This window comes from Pseudomonas sp. AP3_22 TE3818, assembly GCF_053628995.1.
Genome location: NZ_JBRJHL010000001.1, coordinates 1,491,174 through 1,511,160, shown reverse-complemented (window position 1 = coordinate 1,511,160; position 19,987 = coordinate 1,491,174). Strand labels below are relative to the sequence as shown.

The following is a 19,987-nucleotide window of genomic DNA, read 5'->3' as shown; positions in this document are numbered from 1 at the left end:
GAAGCCGCGAGGACAGCGCTGTCTTTACAAGCACAGTCATACCGCCTGCTTCAGGCCGTGCGCCTGCCACCAGACATGAGCCTGCGCAGCCAGTTGCTCGACGCTATGGGTCGAAGCATCCAGCGCCAGGGTCAACGGCTCGCCGACGGGCGATTCGAGGGTGGCGAACTGGCTGTCGATCAGGGTCGACGGCATGAAGTGGCCCGGCCGATGGGACACACGGTCGGCGGCCACTTCGGGGGTCAGCTCAAGGAACACGAAGCCCAGGCCCGGCAAGGCGCTGCGCAGACGTTCGCGATAGATGTGTTTGAGCGCCGAACAGGTCAGCACCGGGCGCTCACCCTTGGCGTCGACACGGCGCAGCTCATCGCACAGGCTGTCGAGCCAGCCGGCGCGGTCTTCATCGTTCAGGGGGATCCCCGCGCTCATCTTTTCGATATTGGCGGCAGGGTGAAAAGAGTCGCCTTCAATGGCCGTGGCGCCGCTCAGTTGGCACAGGGCCTCGCTGACGCACGTCTTGCCGCAACCGGCAACGCCCATGATGACCAGGGCGGTGATGGGATGGTTCATGTAACACCTCAGCGCGCAGACAGCGCTACCTTTGCCAGTTATGACACTAGATCAAAAGCAGAAGTTGCCGACGCCTTTCTTGTCATTTTGTGGGTTGCAGCAGGTTAGGTCCCAACACCAAAAAGCGAGGATCAGGCGAACCCTCGCTCACGCATTTGCAGCTGCATCGAGACAGCGCTACCTTAGTGCCTTGAATTTTGTTTGGCAAGCCGTCGATGAACACAACCAAGAACGATAAAAATACCCGCACCACTGGCCGCCCTACCCTGAACGAAGTTGCCCGACTGGCCGGCGTCAGCCCGATCACCGCCTCCCGCGCCCTGCGTGGCGTCAGCACCGTGGCCACCGAACTGGTGGAAAAAGTGCAGAAAGCGGCGCTGGAACTCAACTATGTCGTCAACCCTGCCGCCCGCGCCCTGGCCTCGGCCCAGAGCCATTCAGTCGTGGTGCTGGTGCCGTCGCTGTCCAACCTGCTGTTCATCGACACCCTGGAAGCCATTCACCAGGTCTTGCGCCCCAAGGGCTTCGAAGTGCTGATCGGCAACTTCCACTATTCACGTGATGAAGAAGAAAACCTGCTGCGCAACTACATGGCCTATCAGCCACGCGGCTTGCTGCTGACCGGGTTCGACCGCACCGAAAGCTCGCGACGGATGATCGAAGCCAGCAACATTCCCTGCGTGTACATGATGGAGCTGGACAGCGCCGCCGGACTCAATTGCGTGGGCTTCTCGCAACTGGCGGCCGGCGAAACGGCGGCCGAACACTTGCTGTCCCGCGGCCGCAAGCGCCTGGCCTACATCGGCGCGCAACTGGACCAGCGCACCTTGCTGCGCGGCGAAGGTTTCCGCAAAGCCCTGCAAAAAGCCGGTTTGTACGACCCGGCGCTGGAAGTGCTGACGCCCCGCCCGTCGTCGGTCGGCCTGGGCGGCGAATTGTTCCTGCAGATGATCGCCAGCCACCCGGATGTCGATGCGATCTTCTTCGGCAACGACGACCTGGCCCAGGGCGCACTGCTCGAAGCGATGCGACACGGGATCAAGATCCCCGAGCAAGTGGCGATCCTCGGCTTCAACGACCTGCCCATGTCCGAACACATGGTCCCGCGCCTGAGCAGCATCAACACCCCACGCGAAGCCATCGGCCGCCGCGCGGCCGAGCAGATGCTGACGCTGATGGCCGGCAACACCGTGGCCAGGCCGGTGCAGGACATGGGGTTTGAGTTGAAGGTGCGGGAAAGTACATAGGCACGACACAACCGCAGTGAAGTGAGATTTTGTGGCGAGGGGGCTTGCCCCCGTTCGGCTGCGGAGCAGTCGTAGTCCGGTTCACGGGGTTTAACTGTATGACCGCCGTGTCTGCTTTGGGGTCGCTTCGCAACCCAACGGGGGCAAGCCCCCTCACCACAGGGAAGGCCTCTCACCTTGGCTCAATGTTCAATCCTGCGGATCGAGGTTATCCAGCACCCGATTCACTGCCAGTTCCGCCAGCATGATGATCTGTGCGATCGCCAATGCCGTATTGCGCTGGCTGCCTTCCAGAAACGTAGCAAAGTCATTGGTCATCACACTCGCCGAGGCCAGTGACTCGCAGGCGTGCGCCAACAGCGTTTCGTTATTGATGCCGGGTGAGATGGAGAACATCGGGCTGGGATTGCGTGGGGGGTTGGGCGTGGGTTTGAACATGGCAATGCTCCTAGAGTGATGGAGCTGCCACAATTCGCTGCTAGACGAAAATAAGGTGGCAGCCGTGCGCGGGCTAGCAGACCAGGACTCTAGAACCCGGTAGACCCGAAGGTCTTCCCACGCACAGCCGCCATAACGTGAACTGGCGGGCAGATCACGATGGGTGGGCGTCATGCGTCTAAAGTATCCAGGCTGCTAGACCCGATCGCTGAATTTGCAGCGACACGGAACGATAGAGTCCGGATACCAGGCGCACAAGTCGGCGGATTCTGGCGTAGTTGTAGGCAAGGGTGCAAGAAAGCGTAACCTGCACAACTCATCTGAAGCCGCTCTCCTACAGCGCCTTCCTACATGCCACCACCTACAATTGCCTGTACGTCATTCTCGCTGGAGCAAACCATGGAACATGCACTGAAGATTCTCGGCAAAGCGTCGTCCATCAACGTCAGAAAAGTCCTGTGGACCTGCGAGGAACTGGGCATCACCTACGAACGCGAGGATTGGGGCAGCGGTTTTGCCTCTACCCACAGCCCGGAGTTCCTCCGGTTCAATCCCAACGCGCAGGTGCCGGTGATCATCGATGAAGCCGGGGTGTTATGGGAGTCCAATACCATCTGCCGCTACCTGGTGGGCAAACACCATCACCATCATACCGAGCTACTGCCTACCGAACCGGCCGCCCGCGCTCGGGTGGAGCAGTGGATGGATTGGCAAGCCACCGAGCTCAATCCGTCCTGGAGATACCCGTTCATGGCGCTGGTGCGCAAGGACCCGGAATTCCAGGACCCGCATAGCCTCGAGGTCGGCGTTCGCGGCTGGAACCAGAAGATGGCCATCCTCGAACATCAACTCGCGACCACCAAGGCCTATGTCGCCGGAGCGCGGTTTACCCTGGCCGACATCGTCATCGGCCTGTCCGTCAATCGCTGGCTGATGACCCCGATCGAGCGTCCGGATTACCCCGCCGTCGATGAGTATTTCAAGCGCCTGGCGCAACACCCCGGTTTCCTGAAGCATTGCTGCAATGGTCTGCCTTGAACTGTCGAGCCGTGCAGCAAATGTTTGCCGTCCAACGGCAAACATTGACCGCGAGCCCGGCTCATTTTTTTCAACTAAAATCGTCAAGCAATTGATTTATTTGGCATCGCTCAACACTCCTTCAACGGACTGCTTACTTAGTATCCCCGCCAAATAGTGTAGAGATACTAATACTTACTATCTTGTCGCCCTGGGACTGAAGGTGATCGATGGCATATATTTCTGTCCACGCTCCGGAAGTCTCTGTTTTTTCAGGAATACTGAATGGGCAACACTCATCACCAATACCAATTTCCTTTAGAGTGCTCGTTAATATTTGTCCCTTTCCATCACGACTGCTCACCCCGTATACAATCGAAGCGTAGGGTTTATTATTGTATTTCCACGACGATACCTGGAGGCTCATATCGTAGTCTGCAAGATTGACCGGACTTTGTTCTTGCTTACTGCGCACTGACACTTTTCTGCCAGTGTAATATGGGTGCTCCCAGACGCAAAAATAACCATAGTCGCAGGTATTATCCGGTTGAGGGGAGTCCTTGGGAAGGAAAGTCATAACGACTGCTCCATCTCCATAAACCACTTGGGTAGCACTGACCTGCCGCGCTCCTGCTTTTTTAGCGAGCTGTTGATCAATCTGTTGTTGAACCTCGTCCTTCTGTAATTCAGTCATTGAGGGATTGAGCAATGTGTATTTGCTTTGCTCTACCGACTCTTGCTTCCCATTTAGAAAGTAGACTGCACCGAGGCAGACAATCAGTGAAAAAACAATAACAACCCATTTGATTTTCATATTAAATTTCGTCCATGCGAGTGATGAGTAACCCAGTTCTTAGCCGAGGTTTTATCGGTAAACCAGCCACGCATAGTCCGACCAATACGATAATCCGTCTACTGTCAGAACTAACAGGTATCGAACTCCGAGCGGCCAGGTACTGGTTGCCAGGATATACATCCAGGCGCCATGTCCCCCTGACAGCCATGCGCTGCGGCCGTTGAATGTGCCGCACCAGGTTTCAGTTTCTATATCCCGGTATGGATCAAAGTAATGGGACATTGCTCGGCTTGGAACAAGGACAAACCAACAGCCAAAGTTGGCCCTGTTTCTTCCGGGCAACGGCGCAGGGAAATCTTGCAGATCGAATGCTTATTGACTTCGATGTGATAACGGAGCCCGATTGCCGGGCTCCGTCAAAGCTGGCTCAATGACCGAACGCCCCAACCTTCTTGGCCCTCGTGTCAGCGCGCTTTTTGCCGGCTTTTTTTGGGTCGCTCTACCGGGACCCTTTTTCATTTAGCGCGACTAGTTCAGTTGCAACGTCGAGTTGAACTGACTGATCGCATCCACCACATGCCGTGAGCCCTGCTGGATTTCCAGGATCACCTCCCCCGCCTCGTTCGCCAGTTCCACACCCAGGCCGGTTCGGCTCAGGCTCGATTGCATGCTCGACACCGCGCTCAGCGACAAATCGTGGTTCTTGCGCACCACCTCGACGATCTCCAGCGTCGCCTGGCTGGTACGCGCCGCGAGGCTGCGCACCTCATCGGCCACTACCGCAAACCCGCGCCCGTGCTCACCGGCCCGCGCCGCTTCAATCGCCGCGTTGAGTGCCAGCAGGTTGGTCTGATCGGCAATGCCGCGGATGGTCTGCACGATGGTGCCGATGATGTCGGACTGTTTGCTCACGGCATCGATACTCAGTGCCGCTTCGTTCAGGTCGCGGGAAATGTCCTGAATGATCTGCACCGTCTGCTGCACCACTTCGGAGCCCTTGCGCGCGCAGACGTCGTTTTGCACCGAGGTGCTGTGGGCCGATTCGGCGGCGGTTTGCAGGGTGGTCATCTGGTGAGTGATGTCGCTGGCAAACTTGACCACTTTGTACAAACGCCCCTTGGCGTCGAACAAGGGGTTGTAGGACGCTTCGAGGAATACCGTCTGACCTTGCTTGTTCCGGCGCTCGAAACGATGGGAGTGATATTCGCCGCGGTTGAGCGAAGCCCAGAAATTGCGGTAACCCTGGGACTCGGCTTCGGCACGGTGGCAAAACAGGCTGTGATGCTGCCCCACCACTTCGTTGAGCGAGTACTGCATGGTTTTCAGGAAGTTGTCGTTGGCGCTGATGACCTTGCCTTCGGGCGTGAACTCGATCACGGCCATGGAGCGGCCGATCGCGGCGAGTCGGCTTTCGTTTTCGTGCTCCTTGTTGACCCGGTCGGTGATGTCGGTAGCGACCTTGATCACGCTCTTGACCTGCCGGTCGGGGCCCAGCACCGGCATGTAGCTGGCTTCGAGCCAGATTTCACGGCCGCTTTTGTGCAAGCGCAAAAAGGTCCCGCTCAGCGGCTCGCCCCGCGCCAGGTCGCGCCACAGTTTGGTGTAGTCGTCGCTGCGGTAGAACTGCTCTTCACAAAAAATCCGGTGATGCTTGCCGCGCACTTCTTCGGCGCTGTAACCCATGGCACTGCAAAAATTTTCGTTGGCATCGATGACGATGCCGTCCGGGGTGAATTCAATCATCGCCATCGAACGACTGACCGCCGCCAGCTTGGCGTTGGCCTCGGTCAGCGCACAGCTGAAGCGTTCGATTTCCAGCAGGTCAGCCTTGTGATGTAGGTTGAACATTGTTGTATCACCTTCCGCGCGATTTTTTGATTGATGAAAGTTGCAGGTCTTTCACATCCACCACTACGTTCCGTGGAACAGGCACACGCATCCTCCAAAAAGAAGGACTAGTCAGGTGATAAACGATGATCAATCGGAGGGGTCCTTACAGCGACACGCTCATCAAGACATCCTTCTCTTGATAGCCCGCATGCGGGCCAGCCCTAACAGATTCGAATCCAAGTCCATTTAGCGCACGGTTCCCTGTGTTCAAGTGTCGGTGCCTTTGATTGCGCACTCTGGCGGCAAGACGACCGCCCCATCACGGTCGAAATAGCCAGTTACAGCTGATCATAGACAGCAAGCTTGGGCTTGCAAGGCCACTAGTCGGCCAGCATTGAGGACAAAAACGGTTCAGCAGCTTGTTGGGGGTTATCGTCCGTTGAGCATGCCCAGCAGCGCCTGCATCGCGGGTTCTAGAGAGGGGGGCAGCGGCCGGTGGTGAAAGCGGCGTAGGGCTTGAGAACATTCGCGAGCAAGCCCGCTCCCACATTGGGTCTGTTGTGTCCACAAATCCTGTGGTCAACAAAGATCCCCTGTGGGAGCGGGCTTGCTCGCGAAGACGGCAGTTCAGCCACCGCAGAAACTTCAGACAGTACTACAAGCTCGCACTCACCTTGCTAGCCACCTCCCCCGGCACCCAGCCCTTCCACACCTGCGGTTGATCACGCAAAAACGCTTCGGCGACTTCGCGGGGTTTCTGGCGCTTTTCACTCATCTGGCCCAGGGTCTGGTTCAACAGATCAATCGGCAGGTCGACCTTTTCGAAGAACGTCACCAGGTCTGGGTATTGCGCCTTGAACGGTGCCGACACGCCGATGGCCAGGCTCGCCGGCATCGAGCGCGTGCCTTTGGGGTTCGGGTTGTTGGCGTCGGCCAGGGTTTTCCAGGCTTCGGCGTCGAACGGCGGTTCGTCGAGCTTCACCAGTTTGAATCGCCCCAACAGCGGTGTCGGCGACCAGTAGTAGAACAGCACCGGCTTGCCACGGCGGATCGACGATGCCACTTCTGCGTCCAGCGCTGCGCCGGAACCAGTGCGGAAGTTGACGTAGCTGGCGGTCAGGTCATAAGCCTTGAGTTTCTGGCTGTTGACGATTTCCGAGGTCCAGCCGGTCGGGCTGTTGAGGAAGCGTCCGCGACTCGGGTCTTCGGGGTCGCGGAATACATCCTTGTACTTCGCCAGATCGGCAACAGACTTCAGCTCCGGGGCCAAGGGCTTGATGCCGCGCTCGGGATCGCCCTTGATCACGTACTCCGGCACCCACCAACCCTCGGTGGCGCCTTTGACCGTATCGCCGAGGCCGAAAACCTTGCCCTCGGCGGCGGCCTTGACCCAGGCAGGGCTGCGTCCGGCCCACTCTTCACCGATGACCTGAATATCGTTTTTGGCCAGCGCCGCTTCCAGGCTGACGGTGCTGCCCGGCAGCGTGTCGGTCGGGTAGCCGTAACCCTTTTCAACGATCAGGCGCAGGATTTCGGTGATGAGGCTGCCGCTTTCCCACGTGATGTCACCGAAATGGATAGGCGCCGCTTTTTCCGTGGCCGATGCCGGGTGGGATAACAGGCTCAGGGCCAGCAGCGAACTGCCGAGCAGGGTTTTGATCGATCTCATGCGGACCTCTTGTTCTGGAGTGGGCGGTTCAGGGATTGATTGGCGCTGTGCCGGTCGCACAGGGCCTGGGAACGGGTCATGTAGTCGCTGACCGAGCGCAGGGAGATGCCCAGCGCTGCGGCAATTTGCGGATAGGTCAGGCCGTCGATCCGCGACAGCAGGAAGGTCGAGCGCACTTTGCCGGGTAGCCGCTGAAGGCTGCGCTCCACACGGGTCAGGGTCTGGGACAGTTGAGCCAGTTCCTCCGGTGATTCGGCGTGGATCGGCTCGGCCTGTTGCAGTTGCTGAAGGTACTGGCGCTCCAGGTCACCTCGACGCCAACGCTGATAGAGCAGGCGCCGGGCAATGGTGGTGAGCAAGGCACGGGGTTCACGGATGGCCGTCAGGCTTGGCGCCTGGAGCAGTTGCAGGAAGGTTTCGCAGGCGATGTCTTCGACAGCGTCGGCATCGTTCAGGGACTGACGCAGGCGTGTGCAGAGCCAGTGGTAGTGAGCGCGGAACAGTCCGTCCACGTGTTTGCGGTGAAGAATATCGGCGCCGGACATAAGGGCTCCTGGGTTAGGGGTCGCTGAATGTCCGGTGGTCCGGTGAGGCGAATCCTAGCAAGGAGCCTTATTCATTAATAATACTTAAAATTTATTTTTATATTCATTTATGGAATTAAAGATTTCTTGCGCTGACCCGCCGTCATCGCGGGCAAGCCCGCTCCCACAGGTACACCGAAATCCTGTGGGAGCGGGCTTGCCCGCGAAAAATGGACCTGTCGACCCGACATTTGCGCCCTATCGCAAATCCCCATACCCCAGCGCCTCGGCTTCACGCTGATAATTGAGCACAACCTGATAGTCGCTTTCAGTGGCGGGCAGCACCTGCGGCAAACCGAGGATGTCGGCAACGTCCGGCAACTCGCGCAACGCCAGGTTCATCACCCGCAGGAGCTCTTCAGCCTGCTTATCGCTGACCGTTGCGGCAGTAATGAACGGTAACGCAGGACTCAGCGCACTGCGGGCAATCACGCGCAAGCCGACCACTTCCTCTGCGGCGTAGCGGGCCAGACAGGCATATGTCACGCTGTCGATGGCCGCCAGATCGGCAAGGTCCTCACGTAACCAGCGCAGGCTTTCGCGATGACTGCCGCTGATGCCGACCTCGGCAAAAAAACGCCCGTCACGCTGCAATGGCGCCAACCGGTGGCGCAGTAAATTCATGCCGCTGTTGGAGTCATGGCCATTGATCACGCCTCGGCTGTTGCGAAAATCCGCCAGGGTCTGACGCGGATCATCGACCCGTCCCAGGATCAGACTGCAGTGATTGCCGCCGCTGCTGTCCGGCAGCTCGTAACGCGGCCGCCCCAGCACCCGGACCTTGCCGCGCAAGGCGGTCATCAGCGGATAGCCGCAGGTTTGGGTGAGCAGCAAATGCGGCGACAACCACATATCCATCAGTGACAGGCCCTCGGCATCGCCGCGGGTTTCGCCCAGGTGCTCGAGGATTCGCGCCAGCCAGCGTTCGTTGGCCTGGTGGATGGGATCGGGGGCGGTGTACATCAGCAGTTCGGTGATGTGTTGGGTCATCATCGTATCTCCATACAACGAAGTTCCCTGTGGGAGCGGGCTTGCCCGCGATAGCGTTGGATCAGTCACCAGGTGTGCTGGATTTGAAATCGCCATCGCGGGCAAGCCCGCTCCCACAGGTGGTCAGTGGCGATTGAAAAATCAGTGAAACGGATGCCTCGGGCTGTCGATGGCCTTTACGCCATGTTCACGCCACAGCTGCCCATACCCCTGCACCAGGAATCCACCACTGCGTGCCAGCCATTGCTCGCGGCGGGCCCGGTAAGCGCGGGGCAAGTCGTACCAGGGCAACCCCGGCAACTCGTGATGCACCAGGTGGAAATTGAGGTTCAGGAACAGCCAGCGCCACGGCCACGCCGCTTCATTGAGCACGGTACGTTGCTCCGGCGCCGCGTGAGGTCGATGTTCATAGTAGGAGCGAATCATCGCAATCGACAGCGCCGGTACGCTGACCAGCAACAGGTAATGCCACACCGGCAACACGCTGTAGCGCGCGATGAACAGCAGCATCAACAAGGTCAAGGCGCCATGGCTGAGCCACATCAACCAGGCCTGGCGCTCGCCGCTTTTCAGGCGTTGCAGTTCTTCCCGGGCCAGCGTCAGCAAGGCCATTGGTGCACCGAGCAGAAAGCGCCCGAGCACGGTTTTGTTCAACCAGTGCAGGCCTTGTTCGAACAACGAACTGCCCTCCCACTGCTCGGCATTCAGGTAACGGCTTTCCGGATCGCGACCGGGGATGGTCAGGTCTTCATCGCGGTGATGCAGCAAATGGCTGTCGCGATACAAGGTGTAGGGATACCAGACGGCAAACGGTGCGTAGCCGAGGGTTTTGTTCAACAGCGGCCAGCGGGTCGGATGACCGTGCAGCAGTTCGTGCTGCACCGACAGCCACAACACCACCACGGGAATCAGCAACAACGTGCTCAACCACAGACCCAATGAATCACTGCCCAGAACAAGGGCGAACCACGCGCTGTACACGCCAATCAACAGCAACCAGGTCGGCCACTCGGTGCGGGCGGTGAGGCGTTGGCGCAGGGTTTCGATTTCTTCTCGGTGGGCTGCATCGAAATAATGAGGCATGGCATTGCTCGGATCGGGGACCAATCCTCTTCTGTGCAATGACGCCCGGATTTCTTGCAGATTATTTTCAATGTGATCGCTCCCGCATTGCGCGGGAGCGATCGGTCAGCGCAGGCTCAATGCCCGAACACATTGACCTTCTTGGCTTTCTTGTCGGCGCGCTTTTCGATAGCGGTTTTCGCCGGCTTTTTCTTGTCTGCTTTCTTTGAATCCATACCTTTGGACATGATGCGTACTCCACTCGTGGGGATGTGAGATCAGGTATACACCTATCCCGGCGCGCGTGTTCTTTTATAATCGCCGCTTTGCACACCGACAGTCCGAGACCATGCCCGACACCCACTACACCTTGCTCGACGAGCCGTTATGGCCATTGATGAACAAGTTCTATCGCGCTCACCAATCGTCGATGAAAGCCGTGCGCGACGCGCAACTCTGGGTGGCCCGGCGTGACCGGATTGTGGCCGCACTGTGTTTGCGTCCGGTGTCCGGCGGGCATTGGCTGACCGGGTTGTTTGTCGATCCGCAGTGCCGGGAACAAGGGATAGCCGCCGGGTTGATTGCGGCCGCGGTGAAGGATTGCGAACTGCCGGTGTGGTTGTTCTGCCATCCGGACTTGCGCGGGTTTTATGAGCATCGCGGCTTTACGTTCGATCCGCCGATGCCTTATGCGATGGTTGAACGGTTGAGCCGGTATGCGCGCAGCAAGCCGATGATTGCGATGGGGTTGGAGCCAGGCCGGTGACACACTAAAACCTGATGGAGATCCAATGTGGGAGCGAGCTTGCTCGCGATGGCGACGTATCAGTCGCCAACAATGTTGACTGACCTGGCCTCATCGCGAGCAAGCTCGCTCCTACAGGGTTTTGCGGCGGTTTAGTCGTCGGCGTTGGGGTCCAGGTCCGGGAACATCACTTCGGTGAAGCCGAACTTGCTGAAGTCGGTGATGCGCGACGGGTACAGGCGGCCGATCAGGTGGTCGCACTCATGCTGCACCACCCGTGCGTGGAACCCCGAAGCAACGCGCACAATGGGCTCGCCCTTGGGGTCGACGCCTTCGTAGCGAATCTGCTGGTAACGCTGCACCGCGCCACGCAGGCCGGGCACGGACAAACAACCTTCGAAGCCCTCCTCCATGATCGGGCTCAGCGGTGTGATCAAGGGGTTGATCAGGATCGTCTGCGGCACGGCCTCGGCATCCGGATAACGCTCGCTGTGCTCGAAACCGAAGATCACCAGTTGCAGGTCGACACCGATCTGCGGAGCTGCCAGGCCAACGCCCCCCACACTCTCCATGGTCTGGAACATGTCATCGATCAGTTGCCACAGCTCGGGGCTGTCGAACATCTCGGCCGGCACCGGCGGGGCAATGCGCAGCAGGCGCTCGTCGCCCATTTTCAGAATTTCACGAATCATGATCAGGTTTCATCAATGGTCGGTTTGATTGAGTGATCGCGGCCCAGGCCCGAGACGTGGTGTTTTTCCTCATGGACGGGACCATGCTCGCCAGCCACTTTTTCCCCAGGGTCCTTGCCCTCTCGCGACATGTGTTCGATCACCGCGTTCATCTCCGCGCCCAGCAGCAGCACCGCGGCGGAAATGTAGAAGTACAGCAACAGCACGATGATCGCACCGATACTGCCATACATGGCGTTGTAGTTGGCGAACTCCTTGACGTACAAACCGAAACCCAGGGAGGCAATGATCCACACCACCACCGCCAGCACCGAACCCGGCGTGATGAAGCGGAACTCCTGTTTGACGTCGGGCATGACGAAGTAGATCAACGCCACCGCGACCATCAGCAGAATCACGATCACCGGCCAGCGCAAGAGGGTCCAGAGCGTGACGATGAAGTACTCAAGGCCGACTTGCGCAGCGATCCAGCCCATCACCTGCGGCCCGAGCACCATCAGCGCGGCGGCGATCAGCAGCATGCCGGCAATGCCGACGGTGTAGATGATCGACAACGGAAAGCGTTTCCACAGTGGGCGCCCTTCAACCACGTCGTAGGCCGCGTTCATCGCGCTCATCATCAGCCGCACGCCGGCAGAGGCGGTATACAGCGCAATCACGATACCCACCGAGAGCAAACCACCCTTGGACTGCTGAAGCTGGTCGATCACCGGGTTGACCTGTTCCAGCGCCTGGGGCGGCAGCACCAGTTCCGATTGCAGGCGCAGCCAGGAGAAGAAGTCCGGCAGGTGCAGGAAGCCGATCAGGGCGATCAGGAACAGGATGAACGGAAACAGCGAAAACAGCATTTGATAGGCCAGCGCCGAGGCATAGGTCGACATCTCGTCGGCGACGAACTCGGTGACCGTGCGCATCATCACACGGTGCAGGGGCAGGCCTCTCATGTCCGGAAAAATCATTCGCGTCTCCATTCGCCGCATACGGAATTGGGTTGAAGTCGTGGCGACTCAGGGGCCGTTTTCTACATCAAATCAGCCTGTTTCGCGACTTTGAAACATTTTCCTCCCTCAAGTTCAGGCTGACATAAAAACGGCCATCTGAGGATGGCCGCTTCTTAACTTTATTAAAGGCCGGATCACGCCTTGTCGATGCCTTTTTTCAGTGCATCCTTGGCTTTACCCACCGCCTGCTGGGCTTCGCCTTTCTTTTCCTGCATCACGCCTTCGGCGCGCATTTTGTCGTTACCGGTGGCCTTGCCGACACCCTGCTTGACGTTGCCGGCGGCTTCATTGGCCATGCCTTTGACTTTATCGCTTGTGCTGCCCATGGTGATTCTCCTGTGAACAGTTCATTGGGAAGAAAAGTCGTTACACAGGGTTGACCGAGGGCTTTTGCAGGGAGTTTCATTTATTTTCACCACGACATTTCATCGTTCAGTGCAGGTTGCGCTTTATGTTTGCGGGCCAACCCCCGAGAATGCGCAACACGTTCAGGCCATGGCGCTGAAGATCCAATCCCGTAGGAATGTTATGAAACTCGATAAAAAGCAGGCCATTGCCCGCAGAAACCAGGAACTCGGCGGTGCTGTGCTTGGCGTCAACAACTGCCACTTCGCCGAATTGAACCGTAATCGCAACATCTGGTGGTTCGACCTTCCGGTGACACGCCTGGCAATCGGTCAGTACGAGTGGATCCACCTGCTGATGCACACGCCGGCCACCGACGAGCTGCTGCACCTGAAAGTGCCGACCGTGTTCCTGCGCGAGAAGCTCGAAGGGCTGGTGGTGCGCAATGAAGGCAAGCGCAAGGCGGCATTGAGCCTGGAACTGAGCGCCGACAAGGACTCCTTCCTGCAAGACATGCGCCCGGCGGGCACCAACGTCAACTTCGCGCCGTTTCGCCAATAATACGCAGAACTTTGTGGCGAGGGGGCTTGCCCCCGTTGGGCTGCGAAGCGGCCCCAAAACCTGCAACTGAGATTTGTCAGACACACCGAGTTGATCTGATTTGCGACGGCTGCGCCGCCCAACGGGGGCAAGCCCCCTCGCCACAAAAGCCCCTTCGCCAAAAGTCGGCATCAACAAAAAGCCCCGCATCTGCGGGGCTTTTTGTTGATTACGCGGTGGCTTTCTTCGCGTTGATCTTCTTCAGCTCTTCATCACGCAATTCACGACGCAGGATCTTGCCGACGTTGGTGGTCGGCAGTGCATCGCGAAACTCCACGGAGCGCGGGACCTTGTAGCCGGTGACGTTGGCGCGCATGTGCTCCATCACCTGCTCCTTGGTCAGGGTCACGCCTGGCTTGGCGACGATGAAAATCTTGATCGCTTCGCCCGACTTCTCGTCTGGCACACCGATGGCCGCGCATTGCAGCACGCCCGGCAGGGTCGCCAGCACGTCTTCGAGCTCGTTCGGGTACACGTTGAAACCGGACACCAGGATCATGTCTTTCTTGCGATCGACAATGCGCATGTAGCCGTCAGGCTGGATCAGCGCGATGTCACCGGTCTTCAACCAGCCTTCGCTGTCGAGGATCTCATCGGTGGCATCCTGGCGCTGCCAGTAACCCTTCATGACCTGCGGCCCCTTCACGCACAGCTCGCCGATTTCGCCCATCGGTTGCTCGACACCGGCATCGTTGATGACTTTGCACAGGGTCGACGGCACCGGAATGCCGATGGTGCCGATCTGGATGTTCTGGATCGGGTTGACCGTGGCCACCGGGCTGGTTTCGGTCATGCCGTAGCCTTCGCAGATGGCGCAACCGGTGACCGCCTTCCAGCGTTCGGCCGCGGCCAGTTGCAGGGCCATGCCGCCCGACAAGGTGACTTTCAGCGCGGAGAAGTCCAGCTTGCGGAAGCCTTCGTTGTTGCACAGCGCCACGAACAGTGTGTTCAAACCAACGAAGCCGCTGAACTTCCACTTCGACAGTTCCTTGACCATCGCCGGCAGGTCGCGCGGGTTACTGATCAGGATGTTGTGGTTGCCGATCAGCATCATCGCCATGCAGTGAAACGTGAACGCATAGATGTGGTACAGCGGCAGCGGTGTGATCAGGATCTCGCAACCTTCATTGAGGTTGGAACCCATCAGCGCCTTGCACTGCAGCATGTTCGCCACCAGGTTGCGGTGGGTCAGCATCGCGCCCTTGGCCACACCGGTGGTGCCGCCGGTGTATTGCAGCACCGCGACATCGCTGCTGGCCGGATTGGCTTCCGCCACTGGCTGGCCCTGGCCTTTGCTCAGCACGTCGTTGAACTTGACGGCTTTTGGCAAGTGATAGGCCGGCACCATCTTTTTCACGTACTTGATGACGCTGTTGATCAGCAGGCGCTTGAGCGGCGGCAGCAGGTCGGCGACTTCGGTGACGATCACGTGCTTGACGCCGGTTTTCGGCACCACGGTTTCAGCCAGGTGCGCCATGTTGGCGAGGCAGACCAGGGCCTTGGCACCGGAGTCGTTGAATTGGTGTTCCATCTCCCGCGCGGTGTACAGCGGGTTGGTGTTGACCACGATCAGCCCGGCGCGGATGGCGCCGAAGACGGCAACCGGGTACTGCAACACGTTGGGCAGTTGCACGGCGATTCGATCGCCAGGCTGCAAATCGGTATGCTGTTGCAGATAAGCGGCAAACGCACCGGACAATTCGTACAGTTCACCGTAGGTGAGTGTCTTGCCCAGGTTGCTGAACGCCGGCTTGTTGGCGAAGCGTTGGCAGGATTGCTTCAACACTGCCTGAATATTCGGATACTCGTCTGGATTGATGTCGGCAGCAATTCCAGCTGGGTACTTATCCTTCCAAAAGTCTTCGATCATGGAAGCCCACTCCTCAGCAACGCGAATTCAGCACCGCATTTGATGCGATTATTATTGGTGTTTGGTCATTGGTGAATCTGGCTGATAGAAGGCCGAGAAGTCACAAAGCGCGCCGAGAGTAGCAGCTTTGCCAAGGGTCGACTAGAGCCAAAAGCGGCCTCTACGGTCACATTTGTGACTCAAGACTAGCGATTGGTCATTTTAGAGCAAAAATTCTATACATCCCTGAAAGCCCCCAAAAATAGGGGCTTTCGCGCTAAAACTGTAGGAGCGAGCTTGCTCGCGAAAAACGTCCGGACGACGCGATCATACAAACAGGGCGCGTTATCGTTGACGTCCATCGCGAGCAAGCTCGCTCCTACAGGGATCGGCCATTCACCGATCAGGCGATATCACGCAACTCCCGCCGCAGGATCTTGCCCACCGGCGTCATCGGCAGCGATTCGCGCAGCACGATGTGCTTCGGTACTTTGTACGCCGTGAAGTTCTCCTTGCAGTAAGCCTTCAGCTCTTCAAGGCTGACGCCCGCTTCACGGGCCACCACGAACAGCTTCACCGCCTCCCCCGACCGTTCGTCAGGCACACCGATGACCGCACAGTTGGCGACGTTCGGGTGAGCCATCACCACGTCCTCGATTTCGTTCGGGTACACGTTGAAACCCGAGACAATGATCATGTCCTTCTTGCGGTCAACGATGCGCACGAAACCGTCCGGGTCGATCACCGCAATGTCACCGGACTTGAACCAGCCCTCGGCATCCAGCACTTCGGCCGTGGCTTCAGGTTTCTGCCAGTAGCCCTTCATGATCTGCGGGCCCTTGATGCACAACTCGCCGCGCTCACCCAAAGGTTGTTCGACGCCGTCATCGCTGATGACTTTCAGCGTGGTACCCGGCACCGGCAGGCCGACCGTGCCGATCCGGGACTGGTCGCCATAGGGGTTGGTACAAGCCACCGGCGAGGTTTCGGTCAGGCCGTAACCTTCGGTGATGCGGCAACCGGTCAGTTGTTCCCAGCGCTCGGCCGTAGCCTTGACCAGTGCGGTGCCACCGGAGTTGGTGAGCTTGAGGCTGGAGAAGTCCAGGGTCTTGAAATCCGGGTGATCCATCAGCGCGACGAACAGTGTGTTGAGCCCCAGCAGCGCCGAGAACCGCCAGTTCTTCAGTTCCTTGATAAAGCCTGCGATATCCCGTGGGTTGGTGATCAGTACGTTGTGGTTGCCCGTCACCATCATGCACATGCAGTTCGCCGTGAAGGCATAGATGTGGTACAGCGGCAGCGGCGCGATCATCACCTCCTGGCCTTCACGCAGCAGCGGCTGACCGTCGCTGGCCGACTGGCTAAGGCAGGCCCGTGCCTGCTGCATGTTCGCCACCAGGTTGCCGTGGGTCAGCATCGCGCCCTTGGCCAGGCCCGTGGTGCCACCGGTGTATTGCAGCACGGCGATGTCGTCGAGGCCGACCTTCAGCGGCTTGATGCCCAGGCCACGGCCCATGCGCAACGCGCTCTTGAAAGAAACGGCCTGGGGCAAGGAATAGTCCGGGACCATCTTCTTGACCTTGCTCACCACAGTGTTGACCAGCCAACCCTTGGCGGTGGGCATCAGGTCGCCCATCTTCGCTTCGATCAGGTACTGGATGTCAGTGTCGGGGAGCACTTCCTGGACTTTCTGGCCGAACACGTTCAGGTACACCAGCGCCCGGGCACCGGAATCCTTGAACTGGTGACGCATTTCCCGCGCGGTGTACAACGGGTTGGTGTTGACCACGATCAACCCGGCGCGCAAAGCGCCGAACACGGCAATGGGGTAATGCAGGACGTTGGGCATCTGCACGGCGATGCGGTCACCCGGCACCAGGTCGGTGTGGGCTTGCAGGTAGCCGGCGAAAGCAGCGCTCTGGCGTTCCAGTTCGGCGTAGGTCAGGGTCACGCCCATGTTGCTGAACGCAGGGCGGTCAGCAAACTTCTTGCAGGAACGCTCGAACACCTCGATCACCGACTTGTAGGCACCCAGATCGATATCCAGGGGGACGCCGGCCGGGCGTTTGTCATTCCAGAAATCAGGTTGCATTGTTCTTGTCCTCTTTACCTGAATCTATCCGGGGCCGCATTTCTGTCATTTCTCCCTGATCCCTCAAAGGCAGAAAGCGAAAAGCGGAGCTTCACGGACACTAGCAGCTATGGCGATTCAGGCAAATATGCGCAAAGCCGTCATTGATCGCGTGAATCTTCCTGCCTTGCTGTGGGCTGATCAGACGCATGCAACGGGATGCGCTATACAATGCAACGACTCAGTGCAAAGGAACCGCCATGATCCATGACACTTTCTGGCTGACCACGAGCGACCACAGCCGCCTCTTCGTCAACCAGTGGCTACCCGACGGCAGTCTCAAGGCAATGATTCTGCTGGCCCATGGCATGGCCGAACACAGCGGCCGTTATGGAGCCCTTGCGGAAAAACTCTGTGATCAGGGCTACGGCGTGTGTGCGCCGGACCTGCGTGGACATGGCAAAACTGCCGAAAACGGGACCCTGGGGCATTTCGCCGATGACGACGGCTGGTGCAAGGTCGTCAGCGACCTGGCGTGCCTAAACCAGCACATCGGCCAGCAGCACCCTGGCATACCGATCGTGCTGCTCGGTCACAGCATGGGCAGTTACATAGCCCAGGCCTATCTGCTGCACCACAGTGCCAGCCTGCACGGGGCCATCCTCAGCGGCTCGAACTTCCAGCCCGTGGCGCTTTATCGCGCGGCACGGCAAATCGCCCGTTTCGAACGGCTGCGCCAGGGCGGCAAAGGACGCAGCGCATTGATCGAATGGCTGTCGTTCGGTTCGTTCAACAACAAATTCAAACCGGCACGCACGCCGTTCGACTGGCTCAGCCGTGATCCGGCGCAGGTCGACCTGTACGTCAACGACCCGCTCTGCGGTTTCCGCTGCACCAATCAACTGTGGATCGATTTGCTCGGTGGCTTGCAGCAAATCAGCAAAGCGTCCAATCTCGCCCAGATTGACCCGGGCCTGCCGCTGCTGGTGATTGGCGGTGAATGTGATCCGGTGAGCGAAGGCAAACGTCTGAAGGATCTGGCTGACGCGTTGCGGGCGGCCGGCAGCCGGCACCTGCAACTGACCGTTTACCCGCAGGCACGGCACGAACTGTTCAACGAGAGCAACCGCGATGAAATCGTCGCCGATGTGCTGAACTGGATCGCTCAGGTCTTGAGCACGCCTCGGCCACACCGATCCGAATAGTTATTTTGTGAATTTTTTAATTCGTCACAGGAATTGAGACAGATGACCCAGGTTACCAACACCCCTTACGAAGCCCTCGAAGTGGGCCAGACCGCCAGCTTCAGCAAGACGGTCGAAGAGCGTGACATCCAGTTGTTCGCCGCGATGTCGGGTGACCACAACCCGGTGCACCTGGATGCCGAATACGCCGCCAGCACCATGTTCAAGGAGCGCATCGCCCACGGCATGTTCAGCGGTGCCTTGATCAGCGCGGCGGTCGCCTGCGAATTGCCTGGGCCGGGCACCATCTACATCGGCCAGCAAATGAGCTTTCAGAAACCGGTGAAGATCGGCGACACCCTGACCGTGCGCCTGGAGATTCTGGAAAAGCTGCCGAAGTTTCGCGTACGCATTGCCACTCGCGTGTTCAATCAGCGCGATGAACTGGTGGTGGATGGCGAAGCGGAAATCCTCGCGCCCCGCAAGCAACAGAGCGTGACGTTGACGGAGCTGCCGGCGATCAGCATTGGCTGATTGACCAGTTAAAAAACAATGTGGGAGCGAGCTTGCTCGCGATAGCGCCAGATCAGTCAACATCAATGTTGAAGGTCAGGCCCTCATCGCGAGCAAGCTCGTTCCCACAGTGGTTTCGGCCAGGCTTACGAACGCGCACGCGCCTGGTTACGCAGGGCCTTGACCTGATCGTGATTGCGTTGCACGCCATGGTACTGGCGCTCAACCAGGTCACGAATGCCCACCAGGTTGTGCTTGTTGATTTTCTCCATGGCGTCCCGATAAGCCTTCAACGCATGGTCTTCACCACGCTCGGCTTCATTGAGCACGGCCTCCTCGCCTTTGCCGGTGAACATCGACTTCACGTCGACCCAGCGACGGTGCAGGTCACCGCTGACACTGGTGGAGGTTTCCGGATCGCCACCCATTGAACGCACCGCGGACTGCAACTCCGCAGCGGCCGTAGCACAATCGGCCGAGCGCTTGATAAACAGGGTTTTGAGTTCAGGGTGCTTGATGTCTTCAGCGCAAGTCTTGAACCCGGCCTGACCGTCCTTGCTGGTTTCAATCAGGTCATTGAGTACAGAAATCGCTTCTTTATTCATGTCAGTCATTTTTCAATTCCTTCGGTTGATGAAAGATGCAATGAGTACTGCACCCTGCATGCCAGCTCGGAATCGTTTAACTATTCGTTATTTTTCAAACAGTTATCCATTAACACAAAATCTGTATCCGTTTTATTTGCATGATCTGTCATTTGGCCTGCATGCAGAATGCCTGTATT

The 19,987-nt window shown here is 58.5% G+C and carries 19 protein-coding genes and 2 pseudogenes; 6 read left to right on the top strand and 15 right to left on the bottom strand.

The genetic code is table 11. From position 1 onward, the window contains the following. Window positions 1-36: 36 nt before the first annotated feature. Window positions 37-570: a gluconokinase gene (locus AB7M25_RS07045; RefSeq protein WP_104449166.1), complete on the bottom strand. Its 534-nt coding sequence runs from the start codon at window positions 568-570 to the stop codon at window positions 37-39. 215 nt (window positions 571-785) lie between these two features. Between AB7M25_RS07045 and AB7M25_RS07040 the strand changes: the two genes are divergently transcribed. Continuing rightward, a complete protein-coding gene (locus AB7M25_RS07040) occupies window positions 786-1,817 on the top strand; it encodes an HTH-type transcriptional regulator GntR (RefSeq protein ID WP_015096546.1) in 1,032 nt (343 codons plus the stop codon). 189 nt (window positions 1,818-2,006) lie between these two features. Here AB7M25_RS07040 and AB7M25_RS07035 read toward each other — a convergent pair whose 3' ends face one another. Then, a complete protein-coding gene (locus AB7M25_RS07035; RefSeq protein ID WP_007974480.1) occupies window positions 2,007-2,255 on the bottom strand; it encodes a DUF6124 family protein in 249 nt (82 codons plus the stop codon). Window positions 2,256-2,654: 399 nt separating this feature from the next. Here AB7M25_RS07035 and AB7M25_RS07030 point away from each other — a divergent pair, with 399 nt between their 5' ends. Further along, a complete protein-coding gene (locus tag AB7M25_RS07030) occupies window positions 2,655-3,293 on the top strand; it encodes a glutathione S-transferase family protein (RefSeq protein WP_429386213.1) in 639 nt (212 codons plus the stop codon). A gap of 133 nt (window positions 3,294-3,426) precedes the next feature. Here the strand turns inward: AB7M25_RS07030 and AB7M25_RS07025 are convergent, their stop codons facing one another. The 7 genes and pseudogenes from AB7M25_RS07025 to AB7M25_RS06995 all read right to left on the bottom strand — a co-directional run bounded on the left by AB7M25_RS07025 (window position 3,427) and on the right by AB7M25_RS06995 (window position 10,224). Continuing rightward, complete coding sequence (locus AB7M25_RS07025) at window positions 3,427-4,086, bottom strand: peptidase inhibitor family I36 protein (RefSeq protein WP_454237108.1); 660 nt, start codon at window positions 4,084-4,086, stop codon at window positions 3,427-3,429. 510 nt (window positions 4,087-4,596) lie between these two features. Further along, a pseudogene (locus tag AB7M25_RS07020) lies at window positions 4,597-5,004 on the bottom strand (methyl-accepting chemotaxis protein); the annotation flags it as partial. A gap of 138 nt (window positions 5,005-5,142) precedes the next feature. Continuing rightward, window positions 5,143-5,811 (bottom strand): annotated as a pseudogene (locus tag AB7M25_RS07015) (PAS domain-containing protein); the annotation flags it as partial. Between the two features lie 742 nt (window positions 5,812-6,553). Beyond that, window positions 6,554-7,567 (bottom strand): ABC transporter substrate-binding protein, encoded by a 1,014-nt coding sequence (locus AB7M25_RS07010; RefSeq protein WP_429386210.1) that lies wholly within the window; start codon window positions 7,565-7,567, stop codon window positions 6,554-6,556. Next, on the bottom strand, window positions 7,564-8,112 hold the full coding sequence (locus tag AB7M25_RS07005; RefSeq protein ID WP_429516550.1) for a sigma-70 family RNA polymerase sigma factor: 549 nt from the start codon (window positions 8,110-8,112) through the stop codon (window positions 7,564-7,566). Before AB7M25_RS07005 ends, AB7M25_RS07010 begins: the two co-directional genes overlap by 4 nt. 237 nt (window positions 8,113-8,349) lie before the next feature. Next, a complete protein-coding gene (locus AB7M25_RS07000; protein WP_454238337.1) occupies window positions 8,350-9,141 on the bottom strand; it encodes a phosphate/phosphite/phosphonate ABC transporter substrate-binding protein in 792 nt (263 codons plus the stop codon). A 141-nt stretch (window positions 9,142-9,282) separates the two neighbouring features. After that, on the bottom strand, window positions 9,283-10,224 hold the full coding sequence (locus AB7M25_RS06995) for a fatty acid desaturase (RefSeq protein ID WP_454237107.1): 942 nt from the start codon (window positions 10,222-10,224) through the stop codon (window positions 9,283-9,285). Between the two features lie 328 nt (window positions 10,225-10,552). Here AB7M25_RS06995 and AB7M25_RS06990 point away from each other — a divergent pair, with 328 nt between their 5' ends. After that, window positions 10,553-10,969, top strand: coding sequence for a GNAT family N-acetyltransferase (locus tag AB7M25_RS06990; protein ID WP_429561076.1), 417 nt, complete (start codon window positions 10,553-10,555; stop codon window positions 10,967-10,969). 131 nt (window positions 10,970-11,100) lie between these two features. Here the strand turns inward: AB7M25_RS06990 and def are convergent, their stop codons facing one another. The 3 genes from def to AB7M25_RS06975 all read right to left on the bottom strand — a co-directional run bounded on the left by def (window position 11,101) and on the right by AB7M25_RS06975 (window position 12,967). Then, entirely contained in the window at window positions 11,101-11,640 is a 540-nt protein-coding gene (def, locus tag AB7M25_RS06985; protein WP_015096556.1) for a peptide deformylase, read from the bottom strand. Window positions 11,641-11,642: 2 nt separating this feature from the next. After that, complete coding sequence (locus tag AB7M25_RS06980) at window positions 11,643-12,599, bottom strand: YihY/virulence factor BrkB family protein (RefSeq protein ID WP_218500679.1); 957 nt, start codon at window positions 12,597-12,599, stop codon at window positions 11,643-11,645. Window positions 12,600-12,775: 176 nt separating this feature from the next. Beyond that, window positions 12,776-12,967, bottom strand: a complete 192-nt coding sequence (locus AB7M25_RS06975) for a CsbD family protein (RefSeq protein ID WP_419708831.1) — start codon at window positions 12,965-12,967, stop codon at window positions 12,776-12,778. 202 nt (window positions 12,968-13,169) lie between these two features. On the opposite strand from AB7M25_RS06975, the gene AB7M25_RS06970 reads away from it, so the two are divergent. Continuing rightward, entirely contained in the window at window positions 13,170-13,547 is a 378-nt protein-coding gene (locus AB7M25_RS06970; protein WP_008054262.1) for a hypothetical protein, read from the top strand. Window positions 13,548-13,755: 208 nt separating this feature from the next. Here AB7M25_RS06970 and fadD1 read toward each other — a convergent pair whose 3' ends face one another. Further along, window positions 13,756-15,456, bottom strand: a complete 1,701-nt coding sequence (gene fadD1, locus AB7M25_RS06965) for a long-chain-fatty-acid--CoA ligase FadD1 (RefSeq protein ID WP_104449177.1) — start codon at window positions 15,454-15,456, stop codon at window positions 13,756-13,758. 382 nt (window positions 15,457-15,838) lie between these two features. Beyond that, a complete protein-coding gene (fadD2, locus tag AB7M25_RS06960; protein WP_454237106.1) occupies window positions 15,839-17,527 on the bottom strand; it encodes a long-chain-fatty-acid--CoA ligase FadD2 in 1,689 nt (562 codons plus the stop codon). A gap of 239 nt (window positions 17,528-17,766) precedes the next feature. Here fadD2 and AB7M25_RS06955 point away from each other — a divergent pair, with 239 nt between their 5' ends. Together AB7M25_RS06955 and AB7M25_RS06950 are read left to right on the top strand one after the other, a co-directional pair. Further along, complete coding sequence (locus tag AB7M25_RS06955) at window positions 17,767-18,711, top strand: alpha/beta hydrolase (RefSeq protein ID WP_104449179.1); 945 nt, start codon at window positions 17,767-17,769, stop codon at window positions 18,709-18,711. Window positions 18,712-18,753: 42 nt separating this feature from the next. Then, on the top strand, window positions 18,754-19,224 hold the full coding sequence (locus tag AB7M25_RS06950) for a MaoC family dehydratase (protein ID WP_007974451.1): 471 nt from the start codon (window positions 18,754-18,756) through the stop codon (window positions 19,222-19,224). Between the two features lie 125 nt (window positions 19,225-19,349). On the opposite strand, the gene AB7M25_RS06945 is transcribed toward AB7M25_RS06950, so the two are convergent. Then, the gene (locus AB7M25_RS06945; protein ID WP_429386196.1) at window positions 19,350-19,817 is read right to left on the bottom strand and encodes a ferritin-like domain-containing protein; all 468 of its coding nucleotides are present in this window, start codon (window positions 19,815-19,817) and stop codon (window positions 19,350-19,352) included. Window positions 19,818-19,987 lie beyond the last annotated feature (170 nt).